A 16,589-nucleotide genomic window follows, 5' to 3' on the forward strand; every position below is an offset into this window, starting at 1 on the left:
ACGTGAATGTGCGCTAAATCAAACTTAGTCAGCCGAATAAAAGCAAAATTATCTTTTGAGCGAGAAGCGCACTACGCCAAAAAACTTAGCGCAGTGCTGGAAGTATTTAGAGAACGCGGACGCGTGAGAAGTCAGTGTGGCTTAATGTTGATGGGTGATTACACACTCGGCAAAAACCTTGCTTTTCCATTTTGTAATGAGGTTCACCTTGTATAATGAGCGCAAAAAACTTTTGAACACCTTGCCACGTTGAACAAGGTTCTGACTGACAGCGCTTCATCACGACTTTATGTGGTGTCTCTTTACGACAACAGGTGCAATAAGCTTTTGACATGGTCCAATAATCCCTACAATTTGCATCATTATTGATAATTGACACATTTTGCGCCTACAGGTTCATTTTTCTCAAACTTTAGTGTGTGTTTCGTGAGCTATCTTCAAAAAACGTCCATCCCAATCTCCTTATTTTCTGCTAAGCACACTACACAATCTAACCTGTACAAAAAAGCCCCTCAGAAAGGGGCTAGCTATTGAACAACGGTATGAATGTCAATCTAGTTCAACCAGCTGCTTTTTAAAGGTCACGTGCTGTGCTCTCACGCTCTCTTCGGGTTCAGCTGTCGCTAAGCTCACCACAACGATCGCAAGTACAGAGAAAATGATCCCAGGAACAATTTCATACACATCAAACCAACCGCCAGACAGTTGTTTCCAAACCACAATTGTCACGCCACCAACAATAATGCCGGCTAGTGCACCATTGCGGTTCATTCGAGACCAATAAAGGCTCAATACCACTGCAGGGCCAAATGCGGCGCCAAAGCCCGCCCATGCATACGAAACTAAGCCGAGCACGGAACTATCTGGTGTCATGGCCAGCACTAACGCAACGATAGAAATTAGAATCACAGCAAAGCGGCCAACACGAACTATCTCCTCCGACGTTGCATCTTGCTTGATGACTTGCTTATAAAAATCTTCCGCTAACGCAGAGGAAGAAACTAATAATTGCGAGTCAGCGGTACTCATAATTGCCGCAAGAATAGCCGCAAGCAAAATACCTGCAATAACTGGATGGAAAATCGCATTCACTAGCAGCATGAAGATTTTTTCACCATCTGCCAGCTCCAGCGAACCGGTGTTCGTCACATAAACAAGCCCAACTAAGCCAACCAACAAGGCTCCCGCCATGGATAAACCGGTCCAAATGACCGCAATACGACGTGCTGTGGTGAGATCTTTATTTGAGCGAGACGCTTTAAAGCGCGCCAAAATATGGGGTTGACCAAAATAACCAAGCCCCCATGCCATTAATGAGATAATGGCAACACCCGTTAACGGCTCACCTTTCACATCATGCCACAGCGTCAATAGCTCTGGGTTTATTGCGGATAGATCTTGACTCAGTTGACCCAAACCACCGTTGATTGCCGCGATGGGCACAATCATTAATGCCGCTGCCATCAATAGGCCTTGCACTAAGTCAGTCCAAGAAACGGCTAAAAATCCACCAAACAGTGTATAAGACACCACACAAATGGTGCCAATAATAACTGCGGTTGAATAATCTAAACCAAATACCGTTTCAAATAGTTTACCGCCAGCCACAAGGCCAGAACTGGTATAAAAGAGGAAGAACAGCAAAATAAAGAAGGCTGAAATGGTTTGAATCAGTTTAGATTTATCATTAAAGCGGCGTGATAAAAATTCAGGTAATGTTAATGAATCTGTAGTGATGCTATAAGTGCGCAAGCGCTTAGCATTCACTAACCAGTTCGCCCATGTGCCCAATAATAAGCCACCCGCTAGCCAGAAAGCCTCAATACCAGCGGCGTACGCGTAACCAGGTAAACCGAGCAATAACCAACCGCTCATATCAGATGCACCCGCCGATAAAGCCGCAGGCCAAGGGCCCAGTGATCGCCCTCCTAAGAAATAATCTGCGGAGTTCTTCGTTCGAAGGTATGCAACCACACCAATAGCCAGCATCAGAATAAGATACAGGATAAAGGTGGTTGTAATAGCAAAGCTATTTTCCATTGTGTTTGTCCTCTTTAAAAGATCGCCTTCCATGTCCTCTTCCGAAGAAGAGGATAAAACAGAAAGGATTAATGGGTTTCGCTACCAAGCTCAAGCAAGGTCGCATTACCACCCACTGCTGTTATATTTATTGTGCGAGTACGCTCGGTAATAAAGCGCAACGATAAGTGAGGATCATGAGCCACGGGGATCGCGCTCAAGTCCGTTTCAGAAACTAGGCTGACAATCGCACCATTACGATCAGCTAGCTGACGGTTGAGGCTACGCTCAACCGAAGTGTTCCCAACGTAACCTACACTTCGAACGTCCGACGCCATCAACGGATGATAAGCATCAAAAGACGTAAACTGAATGAGATTAGTAGGGAGTGTTGACTGCTCAAATGCCGCTTGCAGTGTTCGAATCAACATCGCATCGTCACTACATAAGACGACGCTATTGCCTGCCACAAGAGCGGCACAAAGCTGAGCTGCCACCGCCTGTTGCGCTTTATCACTGTGTTCACCTTGGATGATCACAGCCACGCCCCGACCTGCGGTGTATAGCTCATTGGTTTCTCCAGTAGGACCGATCAATTGATGCGAATGCGCCAACAGCGCCGATGCCTGATGAAGATGATAAGAAATCACTGTTGCCAGTTGTGGCATAGCGCTTTCTAGTAGATTTTTAAATGAAAGTAAGCACTCACATTTAGAATCAAAATCGGTGATATTCCAATTTTCCCATGCTGAAAAAGCGTCAGAAAAACGTGTTACTTGATGAACCATGCTAATTCTCCTGAGCCTTTATTACTGAGAAAATTCAGTTTGAGTAAAACGGTATAAGTAATGTGGGCCACCTGCCTTTGGTCCGGTACCAGAAAGCCCCTGCCCACCAAATGGTTGCACGCCCACCACCGCACCCACTTGATCACGGTTGATGTAACAGTTACCTACTCGGGCGTGTTTTTCTATCCAACGATACGTCGTTTCATTGCGGCTATGGATCCCCATGGTTAAACCAAAACCAGTTTGATTAATTTGCTGCACTACATCGGCCAGCTCACGCGCTTTAAAGCACACGATATGCAAGATCGGCCCAAATTGCTCTTCGGTTAAGCAGTGAATATCTGAAATTTCAAAAGCCGCTGGCGGTACAAAATCGCCGTGTTGGCACTCCGAACTGAGTTCTAATTGCGCAACTTTGGTCTGTGTCTTGGTCATCTGTTCAATGTGAGAGAGCAACTTTTGTTTGGCTTTTTCATCAATAACAGGGCCGACATCTGTACTGTGGAGGTAAGGAATACCAATCTTGAGCTCATTCATCGCACCATGAATCAAGCTGATGATGCGATCGGCAATATCCTGTTGAACAAATAGCACTCGTAATGCAGAGCAGCGCTGCCCGGCCGAAGCAAAGGCAGAACGAATCACATCTCTCACCACTTGCTCGGGTAAAGCCGTACTATCAACGATCATCGCGTTTTGCCCACCCGTCTCTGCAATCAACGGCACTGGCGCGGCGTCACGTTGAGCAAGAGCTTGATTGATACGTTGTGCGGTCGCCGTTGATCCAGTGAACGCGACACCGGCAATGGCAGGGTGAGAAGTCAGCGCACTGCCAATTTCTGCACCACGTCCAGGTAACAATTGGATAACGCCAGCAGGAAAGCCAGCTTCCAACATCAGTTCCACGGCACGCGAAGCAATCAAACTGGTTTGTTCTGCGGGCTTGGCAACGACCGTATTACCCGCAACTAACGCTGCCGTGATTTGCCCAAGAAAAATCGCAAGAGGGAAGTTCCATGGGCTAATACACACGAAAACACCGCGACCTTCACGGCTTACTTTTCGCTTTTCATTATCAAAACTCGTCACTTCAAAGGGTGTTAACGCGGAAACTTGTTTGGCGTAATAGCGACAAAAATCTACCGCTTCGCGGACTTCATCAATGCTATCGTGAATGGTTTTCCCGGCTTCGTGATGACAAATGGCGACCAGTTCAGCCAAGTTCTCTTCGAGTAAATCAGCAAGTTTATCAAGTTTGCCCGCGCGAACGCTGTGCTCTTCTTGCTTCCAAGCAGCAAAGGATTGCTCCGCTATTGAGATAGCTTCGGAAACATGATCAAGGTTGGCAAATACCACTTGTCCAACATGCTTCCTACGGTCATAAGGCGCAGTCACAACTTCCGGCGATACCCCTGCCTTGATCATGCTTTCGAACTGAGCAACACCATTGATTATAGGAGAAGCATGCCACTGTTTACTGAGCCAACATTCTACTTTCGCTTCAAAAGGCGTTGCCTCACTTTCAATATCAATATTGACACCATAGGAATTAACGCGCTCGGTAAAGATGTGCGGTGGCAAAGGAATTTTGTTATTTGGTAAAGAATCAAACGAGAGCAACATATCGACGGGATGTTGCGTTAACGTATCAATCGGACAACGGGCATCGACTAAACGATGCACAAACGAACTGTTCGCACCATTTTCAAGCAATCTACGAACTAAATAAGGCAGTAAGTCTTTATGACTACCTACTGGAGCATAAATTCGCACCGATTGTTGATAGGCTTTCATTGCATGATGATAAAGAGCATCACCCATGCCATGCAGACGCTGGAACTCAAAATCTTTGTGTTGTGACATCACCGCAATCGCGGTCACGGTTTGTGCATTATGACTGGCAAATTGAGGGAAAATATGGCCACGAACGCCCTCGCTTAAAAGAAAACGAGCGCAAGCCAAATAGGCTACATCAGTAGCTTCTTTACGTGTGTATACCGGATAGTTGCTGTAGCCACTTTGCTGAGACCACTTCACTTCGCTATCCCAATACGCCCCTTTGACTAAACGCAGTGGGATCACATCACCTTGCTGTTTCGCCAACCCATTAAGCCAAACTAAAACGGGTAAAGCGCGCTTAGAGTAAGCTTGTACAACTAAACCAAATTTCCCCCACCCTTTCACGGGTTCACTGCGATATATCTTTTCAAATAGCTTTAATGACAGCTCTAAACGGTCTGCTTCTTCTGCATCAATAGTGATCGCCACATCCAGCTCGATAGCACGGGCTAAAAGCTGTAGCAGTGTGCTATAAAGCTCGCTCAGCACGCGCTCTTGATTAGCCACTTCATAACGCGGATGCAATGCAGAAAGCTTGATTGATACGGACGGTGCCGGGCTGGTTGATAAGCCATATTTCTCGCGGCCAACCGCCTCAATCGCCATCAAATAATCTTTGAAATATTTATTGGCATCGGCCGTGGTTAACGCCGCTTCGCCGAGCATATCAAATGAATATGTATAGCCTTTATCACGCATAGGACGGCCATTTTTTTGTGCTTCTTCAATCGTTCGGCCTAGCACAAATTGGTGGCCCATCACCTTCATCGCTTGGTGCATCGCCTTACGAATCACTGGCTCAGAAAGCTTATTCACTAGACGATTAACCGCCTGCGTTGGACTAGTCGTATCCACATCAGCAAGGCCAATCACTTTACCAGTCAGCATCAACCCCCACGTGGACGCATTGACAAAGACAGAGTCAGAATTTTTCAGATGAGATTTCCAATCTGCAACGCTGAGGCGATCTTTAATAAAAGCATCCGCGGTTTCCGCATCGGGAATGCGCATCAGAGCTTCAGCCAAACACATCAACAAAATACCTTCTTGCGTATCTAAACTGTACTCAAGTAATAAGGCATCGATCATTTGCACCGCTTTTTTGTCGGCTCGGATCGCTTCGATTAACTGGGTTGTTTTATTTAATATCGCCGATTTTTCTGATTCTGTAGCTGTTGCCAGCGGTAATAACTGCTTCAGCCATTGAGATTCGTCCACCATATAAAGTGGAGAGATCAGCGACCACAGCTTATCAAGCGGTTGCTCGATAAACTCTGCATTCAACACATCTGTTGCTGTAAACATGCGTTTTCCTCAATCTCACTCCCGAAAAAGGTCGGGTTTCCTGCAATGGCTGGCAGTGTATTTTGAGCGCGAGAAGAATACTTGTCAAAAACTCCGAGTTTTTTGCTAAAAACTCTGGCTATTAACAAAATAAAAACACAATCACATCAATTGACATCATGCACAAAGCAGAAAATAGCAACATTGTTTCCAAAATTTAACTAAAGGTGCACGTGTTGCCGATAGTTCAAGGCAAGCAATATAAAAATGATGTGGGAATTACAAACAAAAAAGAGGCAGGGATATAAAGAATTAGCGACGACACAATTTTCGGTATTGCGATGGAGAAATACCTTGCAAGCGAGTAAATGAATGAGTGAAGGTACTTTGTCCAGAAAAGCCCGTTAATTCCGCAATTTGACCAAAACTCAAACAACCTTGCTCAATCAAATCTTTTGCCATATCAATTCGTTTACCTAACAAATATTGATGAGGCGTGATCCCCATTTGCTCTTTGAACAACATATGAAATTGGCTTTCACCTAAATAAACGCGGCCCGCTAATTGAGCGACTGAAATTTTACGACCAAGGTGCAGATCGATATAACGATCAATCGCTTCAAGATCAAAACGAGATTCTTTGCGATGCGTTTCAAATACAGAAATATGGCGTTGCAGTAATGCCATAACGGTGTCATTGCAGGCACGGCTCAACAGTAAATCATCAGGACTCGATTGCATCTCTTTAACTAGCAATTGGATCAGCTTTTGGATTTGCCCATCCAGCTGAAAGTAAATATCCGCATTCGACAACTCATTCATTTTTTGTAGAAGCAAAGGGTCATCTCCACAGGAGATTGGAAGGTTAAGCACTAAGATATCCGACTGCCCAACGACACCACCAAACGCATGGCCAGTTCCAGAGGTAACGACACAACCTTGCCCCGGCCCCACCAAATTGCCTACACCCTGTACTTCAAACTCAGCTTGGCCTTTTAATCCGATAACGACTTGGGTATAACTATGATCATGACACTCCATGTACGAGGGTAATGTCACTAACTCTGCCGGCCTAGGCGACAAAACTTTGTCATTTTGTTGATAGTTAGATAGCTTAGCCGAAGAAAAGTCACTCATATTGCTGCATCATGGTTGAGGTTAGAAGCTGATGTTATAACAAAACTATCAGGAGCGAAAACAAAGCTGTGTTTTTTTAAAAATTAAACATCAAAGTGCATATGAAGCTTAAGTTTAGGGGTGAAATGAGATCGATTTTTCAAAACGGAACAATGATCAAGTGCACATAAATTACGGTCAATGTGTGTTCAATCCCAAAACCCCTAAATAGATCGAAAATAGAGACTTGCATATTTCGCTATTAGCTCAAAATGAAGATGCACAATTATAAAATTTACAAAATCAGTCACCTAGTAATAGATTTAAGTGAATTTTGCTATTGTTCGGAATAAATTTTGCATTATGAATACAGCTTATCCATTAAAGCTGTCAAAAGTTTGTCTTTCCCACTTTTGTGGTTAAACGTTAATTTGTTGCAGGGACCTATGATCACACGTCGCATCCCAGCGCTATTGCTTGCGCTAAGCCCTTTTTGGGTATCTGCATCGGTGTACGCGGAAGAAGTTATTCAGGTAGATCCTGTCACCGCTATCGATGAAAAAATGACTACTAAACAGACGGAAATCGACGCGATTTCTGCAGAATACGAAGCAGAGGGAGCTAAGCTTCAACAACTTAAAAATGAACATGTTCGTATTAAACGAGAAAGTGAAGAACTTGATGCTAAACGCAATCGAGCCAAGTCTGCTTTGGACAAACAATATAGCCGTCTTTTAGATGATCCAGACACAGATTTAGCCTCGTTTCAAAAGAAGTACCAAGAAACATGGGCATCAGTGAAGCAGAACCAAGCTGAAGGCCTTGAGAATAATCAAGCGATGACCGAAGTTGAAATGCGCTTGTCTCAAATAAAACAAAAGCAAGCTCGTCTCAGTAATGAGTATGCGAACCTCGAAGAGTCACGCATTGAAGCTAGGGTCAAACGTCTCGAAGCCGAACTGCGTGAAAGTAGTGTTCTTGAAACTGGCTATAAAACCACCTGTTCAACGACAATGACACTCGGTGAGTGTTCAAATCAGGGACAGCACCTTACCAAACAAAAAGCGGTAAAAACGTTTCGGGCAAAGTTGCTTGATGACCTAACCGAATCGCTCATTGCCAAGCAAAACCTGAAAGGCGTGGAACTTAACATCCATGTACAAGATAGCCAAATTATTCGCAGTGGTTTTGAAGGCAACAACGAATACTTCACCCAAATGCAAGCTCAGCTTCAAGCGAAACCAGAAGCGGTGGCTGCGTGTAAACTGCTTAACGTGTCAACTCGATACTGTTTGAAAGGCGGCGTGTCTGAAGGTACGCAAAAAAATGACAAACAGTGGGCAAATGTGACCGTAAGGTCGGATCAATACAACGATGCCGTAACCATCAACGGTATTAACTACGGCAGTACACCTGTTGAGATTGTTTTGCCCAATGGCCGCCACCAAGTTACCGTCTCTAAAGATGGCTACGAAACCTACAACCGGGTATTAACAATTAACGGCAATGATACGGTTTGGATAAAGCTAAGACCGAATAAAGAGGGTTAATTACCTCAAAAAAACTCTGTTTTTCTGTCGTAATTCACAAAGATGCGGTTAAAACGCCATTTTGTCATTAAGTTATTGAAAGATGACTTCAGACAAAATGGTGTTTTCGTTTAGAATAGACACAATGAACTAATAACTTAACTGAAGTAGATAATAATGCGACAAGGTTTACCCGCTCTCTTATTAGCACTTTCGCCTTGCTTAGTGGCAACATCGACGATGGCAGAAGGAACGCCTTCCTCAGTAATTGCCATTGATGATGCGTTGTTTACTAAACAGTCCGAATTACAGGCAGCCCAGAAGGCTACCCATGAACAACAAGTGGTTGTGAACAACCACAACAGTGAGTTAGACAGGCTAACAAAGCAAGCCCAACTCCTTGATAAGGCACTTGCAAAAGCAAAAACTGACTTAGAACGCGATTACATGAAAATGATTGATGATCCTGAACTGGACATCATGCCTTCACAAAATGCCTACCAAGCGGCTTGGGCTAATGTAAAGCAGAATCAAAAAAACCGTTTAGAAGCTGAGCAAAAACGCCAAGAGTCAGAAGCACTGCTGGCACAAAAAAGGGCCGAGCAGAGCACGGTCAGCAAAAATATCAATGAGCTAGAACAGCATAAATTACGCGCGCGAGTTGAGCGCTTAAGAGATGAACTCAAACAGAATAGCACCGAGAAAGTTAGCTTTACTAACGCTTGTAGTGCCGATATGACATTGGCTCAATGCTCGAAACAGACCACTGACTTAGCGCTCCAGAAAGCGGTAAACCAGTATCAAACCAAGTTAATAGAGGCCACAAGTGAGGCCAAGCTCGTCCAACAACATCTGGCCAATGTCTCTTTTAATATTCATGTACTGCGCCATAAAACCGTAGATTCAGGTTTCTACAATGGCAATAAGTACAAAGCCGTACTAGATGTTCAGCTTGATGCAAGACCGGATGAAAACACACCATGTCGGTTGCTGAATGTCGAATCACAATACTGTTTCGCCCCAGGCGAATACTCAGCCAATACAGAAAAACAGAAAGAAATTGCTTGGGTTACCCTATCGATTCGCTCGAACCAATACAGTGATAAAGTCTCTATCGACAATGTAAACTATGGTAGTACTCCCGTCGAAGTGATGCTTCCAGTGGGACCGCACATGATTACGATTGAGAAAGAAGGGTATTACTCATTTAATCAAGAGCTGAAAATCACCTCAGATCATACATTAAGAGCGAACCTACGAGAAAAAGACAACCTACTTAAACCTGGACATAAATTTGCTGATTCCCTCAAAGGGGATATTAAAGCTCCTGAGTTAGTCACTTTGATCTCAGGCGAATATTTGATTGGCGAGCACGCATCGAAACAAGTTTTCCTTGATCATGCTTTCGCAATTGGTTCAACCCCCGTAACTGTGGGTCAATTTGAAACCTTTGTGAATCAAACCACCTACCAAACTGATGCTGAGCTACAAAAACTGTGCACAGCAGTCGCCGAATCTGAAATTACTCCGATTGCAGGTAGCTATTGGCGCGACCCTGGTTTTAAGCAGTTGAGCAACTCGCCAGTGGTGTGTATTAGCCAAAATGATGCGAAGGCCTACACTCGCTGGCTAAGTAAGGAAACTGGCTATAAATACCGTTTGCCGACAGAAGAAGAGTGGGAAATTGCCGCTCGCGCTGGTACACAAACAGACTATTGGTGGGGAGATGATTTCGGAACTGGGAAAGCGAATACTGGCTGGAGTGGTACACCTTGGTCAAATAAAAGTACCTCTCCTGTGAAGTCTTTCGCTCCCAATGGCCTAGGCCTTTATGATGTTGTCGGTAACGTGTGGGAATGGACAAATGACTCAAGAGGTCAAGCAAAAGGTGGAGCATGGAGCTTCTCCCCTGCAACGTCGGCGGCTTATGGTAATTTGTTTATTGCTCCTGCTACTTCTGCAAATTATGTTGGCTTCAGGGTCATTAGGGAACTTTAGGTAAGCTGAACTAGCTCAGCCATTTATATAACAAAGGGGGAATTCCCCCCTTTGTTATTGCACTCTCGTCGTCTAAAGTGATGTTGAATATCAAACACGTTTGATATTTGATATCCATGTGGTATCCCTATGAATTTGCAACACCCTCGCAGCATTCATAGAACCTCTTCTACACGTCGACAAGAAGCAATTCTTGTATTTATGCCAGCCCTTCTTCAGGCTGGCTTTTTTTATGTTCAAATACCGCTATGGATTACAACCCGCCATGCCATTGGTATTATATCAATATCATTGTTAGGAGAACCCGCTATGGTCAATTTCCTCAGCGCAGAACAAATTTCATTGTTTCAACAGCTTCCGGGATATTGGGGTTGCAAAGATCTTAATTCGGTTTTTGTTTACGCAAACAATGCTTATGGCAAATTAATTGGTGTTAGTGATGCAAAACAGTGCATTGGATTAACTGACTTTGAAATGCCAAGCCCGACAACCGCTTGCGCCGCAGAATTCCAGCAACAAGATCGATGTGTAATCTCCACAAAAAAACCGTTAAAAGTGCTGGATATCCACCCCTATGCTGACGGTTCTTGGCGCGCTCATATTTTCACCAAAACTCCATGGTTCAACGCACAAGGTGAGGTTCAAGGTACAATTTTTTTCGGGCAAGAGCTAACTGATACCGCAATTTTGGAAGTAGGACATTGGATATGTCGGGCAACAGGTTTAACGACCACACAGCATTCCGCGGGTGTTCTAGAGCCCATTTCCGGGCCCCTAACCACAAGAGAATCTGAGGTTCTTTTTCTTCTGCTTTATGGAAAAAAGCCCAAACACATTGCTCGGGTGATGAAGATTTCGATAAAAACAGTGGAAGGCTATGAAGCAAAATTGCGACATAAATTTGCAGCCCACAGTAAAGAGCAACTTATCGATATGGCTCTAGACCAAGGTTATGGCTCAAACATCCCCAAGACCTTGCTCAAAACGCAATTATCCGTGGTACTCAATAGTGAATGCCCCATATAAATGAGGCATTCATTGCGACTGACTTTTAACAAGTGGGCCTTATGGCGCTAAACGTTCAGCGTCCCACTGTTGATCGTGTTGCGTAAACAAGAAGCGATCATGCAAACGATGCTCACCACCTTGCCAAAATTCTATCGATTCAACCCTAACGCGATATCCTCCCCAAAAACTCGGAACTGGGATCTCACCTTGTTCAAATTTCTTTTTTAACTCCAAGTATTTACCTTCCAAAATACCACGTGCTGAGATACGGCTGCTCTGGCGACTCGCTATCGCGGCAATTTGGCTATCTTTAGGACGAGAAGTAAAATATTTCATGTTTTCAAAAGCCGACAATTTTTCAGCCGTTCCTGTGATGTGCACTTGTCTCTCTAATGGGTGCCAAGGAAAGTGCAAGCTGACTTTATTGTTGTGTTCAATATGCTGCGCTTTGCGACTGCCTAAATTGGTGTAGAAAACAAAACTGTCTTTTTCGACATTTTTTAATAGCACTATACGTTGGAAAGGTTGTCCATTTTCATCAACCGTTGCCACTGTCATCGCTGTGGGATCGGTAAGACCGGCATCAATAGCCTGTTGCAGCCAAAGGTTAAACTGCTCAATGGGATTTGAAAGCAAATCTTTGCGTCTTAAACCGCCTTTTATGTATTCGCGGCGGATGTCTGAAAGTTCCATCTCTGCTCCTTATGAAATTTTTGACGATTGTGCGCCTATCATCGTCATAACTCAAGAGTGCTCAGGTTCAACAAAATCAGTAATTCACAGCTAAACTCTGTAGAACGTACGCAATAGGAAGTACAATCAATTCAAATGGTGAATAGTAATCTCATGATGAGTGGCAAATCCTTAACATTTTGCTAGACAAGTAATAAAATCAAGCAAATATACCCAAACAACTTACAGTTGTAGTCTCCCTCTACAGCTTTAAGTAGAAAAGGGAAATACACTACTATTAGGCGCAAAGGATAAGCGATGAGCAACAAGAGTTATAACAAGCTCTCTTCGACAGAATTGGAGTACGTAGACGACAAAACGGCGGCTCTGCTACTGAACACGCCCAACAGTGCACGTGTGATGCTCTGGGTTATGGTCTGTTTTTTTCTCTTAGCCATCGTCTGGGGCTCATGGGCACAGGTCGACAAAGTGACAGTTGGACAAGGCAAAGTCGTTCCGTCATCGCAAGTTCAAGTGGTTCAAAACTTGGAAGGAGGCTTAGTCAAACAGATATTGGTTCGCGAAGGTGAACGAGTGCAAAAAGGCCAACAACTGTTATTAATTGATGACACTCGTTTCCGCTCAGACTACCGCGAACGTGAACAACAAGTCGCTAACCTTACCGCCAGTGTTCTACAGCTATCCGCTTCCATTACTAGCGTGATGATTAACGAAGAAATTGATGATGACAACTGGCAAAATAGCGTCAAAATTGACTATAACAAACTCGCCTTTCCACCGCTGTTAACAGACAACCAACCCGATTTAGTTAATAGACAAAGGGCCGCCTACCGGCAAGATCTTAATAACTTACGCAACCAACTTTCTCTTTTAGATCAACAAGTCAAACAGAAACTACAAGAGTTGGTTGAAATACAAGCGCGCGTGAAAAATTTGCGCCAAAGTTATGATTTTGCGAATAAAGAACTTGAGATCACTAGACCTTTAGCAGACGAAGGTGTCGTGCCACGAATTGAGCTGCTGAAACTACAGCGCCAAGTAAACGATACTCGCCGTGAAATGACCACCAGCGAGCTTAACATCCCAGTATTAAAATCAGCGATTCGCGAAGCGGTGCTCAACCGTATTGATGCGGCTCAAAAGTTTCGCTCACAGCAGCAAGACAAACTGAACGAAGCCCAAGATAGACTTTCAGCAATCACAGAATCAGCCGTTGGGCTTGAAGATAAGGTAAATCGCACTGTTGTGCTATCGCCTGTGACAGGAACGATTAAGACGCTTTACGTCAACACCCTTGGCGGTGTTATCCAGCCCGGTATGGATATTGTTGAAGTAGTCCCAACAGAGGATACCTTGCTTGTTGAAGCGCAAATTGCCCCACAAGACATCGCCTTCTTAAGACCAGAATTGCCTGCCATAGTAAAATTCAGCGCCTATGATTTCACCAAATATGGCGGCTTGGAAGGGACACTTGAGCATATCAGTGCCGACACCACTCAAGATGAAGAAGGCAAAAGCTATTATTTAGTCCGAGTAAGGACCAATCAAACCAGCTTAGGGCATGATGCTAACCTGCCTATCATCTCAGGAATGACGGCCTCTGTTGATATTATTACGGGTAAACGGACCGTGATGGATTATCTACTAAAACCCATACTCAGTGCACAAAAAAATGCGCTAAGAGAATAAGGTTCACTTATGCTTTTTAATATATTCATGATTGACGGTTTTTGATGAAGTTTTGGCTGCCACTGGTTTTACTGCTATTTATGCCCTCATCCCCCCAAGCGCTCAACACCAAAGAGCAGCAGTGGGTCGATGCGGTCGCGCTTACCTATGGCACAAGAGCGGGAAAACGCGCCGAAACATGGCGCAAAGAAATTGCCAAACACCAAAATGCTCCCGAACGTGACAAATTGACCGAAATAAATCGATTTTTCAATCAGCTGTACTTTGTTAATGATATCGATTTATGGGGGAAAAATGACTACTGGGCGACACCACTTGAGTTTCTAGGAAGCAACGCAGGGGATTGCGAAGATTTCACAATTGCGAAGTACTTCTCCCTGCTTGAACTGGGTATCGATGATAAAAAGTTGCGCCTCGTGTATGTTAAAGCCATTGAATTAAATCAGTTTCATATGGTTCTTGCGTACTATTCAACACCCAATGCCGAGCCCTTAATTTTAGACAATATAAACCCTGAGATTAAGCCAGCATCAACACGCCGTGATCTGTTACCGATCTACAGCTTTAACGGTAAAAATTTATGGCTAATGAAATCCAAAAATGGCCAGCTTGCAGGAGACTCTTCACGATTAAGTCTTTGGAATGACTTACGTGAACGGGAACGCTCGCTAAAATTGAATAAACCAATTGTAAGTTACGATGAGTAAGTAATATGACGCTATATAAACAACTTGTCGCGGGAATGATTGCCGTCTTCATTATGCTGATGACCTCAGTCTTTATTATTGAATTCAATACGACCCGCAACAACTTAGAGCAGCAGCAGCGCTCTGAAGTCAACAACACCATCAACACCGTCGGTTTGGCGCTGGCACCTTATTTGGAGAAGAAAGATAAGATTGCGGTTGAGTCGGTTATCAATGCCTTGTTTGATGGCAGCTCTTACTCAGTCGTACGATTGATTTTTCTAGACGATGACGAAGAGATTCTGCGATCTTACCCTGTAAAACCTAATAACGTTCCGCAATGGTTTACCAATTTACACCTGTTTGCACCGATCCATGATCAACGCGTGGTAACCAGTGGTTGGATGCAGCTTGCTGAAGTCGAAATTGTCAGCCACCCTGGCGAGGCCTATGCGCAATTATGGAAGGCGCTGATTCGGCTACTTATCGCGTTTAGCGCTATTTTTGTGATTGGCCTTGCCGCCATCGCTTTCATTCTGAAGCGCGCTTTACGCCCGCTGCAGATGATTGTCGAAAAAATGGAGCAAGTCGCACGCAACCATTTTGGTGAACCGCTACCGCGGCCAGCGACCAAAGATCTGATTTATGTAGTTGATGGTATCAATAGCATGTCAGCGCAGGTTGAAAAAGCGTTCAAAGCTCAGGCGCAAGAAGCGCAGCAACTGCGTGAGCGTGCTTATATTGACCCAGTTTCTCAACTTGGCAACCGCGCCTATTACATGAGTCAACTCAGTAGTTGGCTATCAGAAAGTGCCATAGGTGGCGCTGCTATTTTGCAAGCAGAGTTTATCAAAGAGCTTTACGAAGAAAAGGGTTATGAAGCAGGCGATGGTATGGTGCGCCATTTGGCTGAGCATCTAAAAGTGTCGATTACTTCACCTGATGTGACTCTGGCACGTATTTCTACCGAAGAGTTTGGCTTTATTTTACCCAACATGGAAGAGAGTGAACTCAAAATCATCGCCGATAGTATTATGAATTTTGTGCAAGACACTCTAGCCGACCCGACTGGTATGGCATCAGCCAAAGTCTCTTTAGGCGTTGTTCATAATAAAGAACCAAAATCTTCAACGCAGTTACTTTCCTTGCTCGACAACGCGCTAGCCATTGCAACTGCAAATCCAGAGCTGATTTACGGCTTTGTCAGCAGTGAAACCAAACAAACTGTGATGGGTAAACAGCAATGGAAAGCATTGGTTGAAGAAGCTATCCATAACGATTGGTTCAGTTTCCGTTTGCAGTCAGCCAATAATAGCTGGGGACAAACTTTCCACCGCGAAGTTTTTTCAGCGATTGAGCACGATGGCAAACGCTACAGCGCTAACCAATACTTATTTGCACTCGACCAACTCAATGCCAGCCATATTTTTGATGAATATGTTATTGAAACGATGATTCGCAAGCTCGAAACGGGAGAGATAGCCGAACCATTAGCCATTAATATCGCTCAAAGCAGTCTTTCTCAACCCAGTTTTATTCGTTGGGTCACTCAGACTCTGGCGAAGCATCGCTCTATCTGTGAGAACCTACACTTTGAAATACCGGAAAACGCATTCCTCAACGCCCCTCACCATACGGCGCTATTTTGTAATGCCATAAGAGCAGCCGGCGCAGACTTTGGTGTCGATAACTATGGCCGGAATTTCCAATCATTAGACTACATCAACGAGTACCGTCCAAAATACGTGAAACTCGATTATCTATTTACTCACCATCTCGACGATGAAAAGCAAAAATTCACCTTAACGTCGATTTCTCGCACAGCACACAATTTAGGAATCACCACAATTGCGTCAAGGGTAGAAACGCAAACTCAACTTGATTTCCTTTCCGAGCATTTTATAGAAGTCTTCCAAGGCTTTATTGTGGATAAATAAAAA

General features: G+C 44.2%; 12 protein-coding genes. 7 read left to right on the forward strand and 5 right to left on the reverse strand.

The genetic code is table 11. The annotated features are described in order from the left end of the window. Positions 1-6 precede the first annotated feature (6 nt). Entirely contained in the window at positions 7-216 is a 210-nt protein-coding gene (locus AACU59_RS18145) for a hypothetical protein (RefSeq protein WP_202598904.1), read from the forward strand. Between the two features lie 333 nt (positions 217-549). On the opposite strand, the gene putP is transcribed toward AACU59_RS18145, so the two are convergent. From putP to AACU59_RS00610, 4 genes are all read right to left on the reverse strand, one after another. Then, positions 550-2,040, reverse strand: coding sequence for a sodium/proline symporter PutP (gene putP, locus AACU59_RS00595; protein WP_017044927.1), 1,491 nt, complete (start codon positions 2,038-2,040; stop codon positions 550-552). Between the two features lie 68 nt (positions 2,041-2,108). Next, on the reverse strand, positions 2,109-2,807 hold the full coding sequence (locus tag AACU59_RS00600; RefSeq protein ID WP_017042347.1) for a 1-pyrroline-5-carboxylate dehydrogenase: 699 nt from the start codon (positions 2,805-2,807) through the stop codon (positions 2,109-2,111). Positions 2,808-2,828: 21 nt separating this feature from the next. After that, complete coding sequence (gene putA / locus AACU59_RS00605) at positions 2,829-5,951, reverse strand: bifunctional proline dehydrogenase/L-glutamate gamma-semialdehyde dehydrogenase PutA (RefSeq protein WP_094145574.1); 3,123 nt, start codon at positions 5,949-5,951, stop codon at positions 2,829-2,831. A 291-nt stretch (positions 5,952-6,242) separates the two neighbouring features. Beyond that, the gene (locus tag AACU59_RS00610) at positions 6,243-7,067 is read right to left on the reverse strand and encodes an AraC family transcriptional regulator (protein ID WP_017042345.1); all 825 of its coding nucleotides are present in this window, start codon (positions 7,065-7,067) and stop codon (positions 6,243-6,245) included. A gap of 425 nt (positions 7,068-7,492) precedes the next feature. On the opposite strand from AACU59_RS00610, the gene AACU59_RS00615 reads away from it, so the two are divergent. From AACU59_RS00615 to AACU59_RS00625, 3 genes are all read left to right on the forward strand, one after another. Then, positions 7,493-8,596 (forward strand): PEGA domain-containing protein, encoded by a 1,104-nt coding sequence (locus tag AACU59_RS00615; protein WP_176428352.1) that lies wholly within the window; start codon positions 7,493-7,495, stop codon positions 8,594-8,596. 156 nt (positions 8,597-8,752) lie between these two features. Next, positions 8,753-10,573 carry an SUMF1/EgtB/PvdO family nonheme iron enzyme gene (locus AACU59_RS00620; protein ID WP_094144597.1) on the forward strand — a complete coding sequence of 607 codons (1,821 nt, stop codon included), beginning with the start codon at positions 8,753-8,755 and terminating at the stop codon, positions 10,571-10,573. A gap of 309 nt (positions 10,574-10,882) precedes the next feature. After that, positions 10,883-11,599, forward strand: a complete 717-nt coding sequence (locus tag AACU59_RS00625; protein ID WP_017044931.1) for a helix-turn-helix transcriptional regulator — start codon at positions 10,883-10,885, stop codon at positions 11,597-11,599. A 39-nt stretch (positions 11,600-11,638) separates the two neighbouring features. Here the strand turns inward: AACU59_RS00625 and pdxH are convergent, their stop codons facing one another. After that, positions 11,639-12,274, reverse strand: a complete 636-nt coding sequence (gene pdxH / locus AACU59_RS00630) for a pyridoxamine 5'-phosphate oxidase (RefSeq protein WP_017042341.1) — start codon at positions 12,272-12,274, stop codon at positions 11,639-11,641. 297 nt (positions 12,275-12,571) lie between these two features. Here pdxH and AACU59_RS00635 point away from each other — a divergent pair, with 297 nt between their 5' ends. The 3 genes from AACU59_RS00635 to AACU59_RS00645 are packed head-to-tail and all read left to right on the forward strand — an operon-like array spanning position 12,572 to position 16,586. Further along, positions 12,572-13,963 carry an HlyD family type I secretion periplasmic adaptor subunit gene (locus AACU59_RS00635; protein ID WP_094144596.1) on the forward strand — a complete coding sequence of 464 codons (1,392 nt, stop codon included), beginning with the start codon at positions 12,572-12,574 and terminating at the stop codon, positions 13,961-13,963. 44 nt (positions 13,964-14,007) lie between these two features. Continuing rightward, positions 14,008-14,670 carry a transglutaminase-like cysteine peptidase gene (locus tag AACU59_RS00640; RefSeq protein WP_202598905.1) on the forward strand — a complete coding sequence of 221 codons (663 nt, stop codon included), beginning with the start codon at positions 14,008-14,010 and terminating at the stop codon, positions 14,668-14,670. 5 nt (positions 14,671-14,675) lie between these two features. Beyond that, positions 14,676-16,586: a bifunctional diguanylate cyclase/phosphodiesterase gene (locus AACU59_RS00645; RefSeq protein WP_013868206.1), complete on the forward strand. Its 1,911-nt coding sequence runs from the start codon at positions 14,676-14,678 to the stop codon at positions 16,584-16,586. Positions 16,587-16,589: the final 3 nt, after the last annotated feature.

Origin of the sequence: Vibrio sp. V23_P3S9T160 (genome assembly GCF_963886625.1) — a bacterium.
Classification (GTDB): domain Bacteria; phylum Pseudomonadota; class Gammaproteobacteria; order Enterobacterales; family Vibrionaceae; genus Vibrio; species Vibrio anguillarum.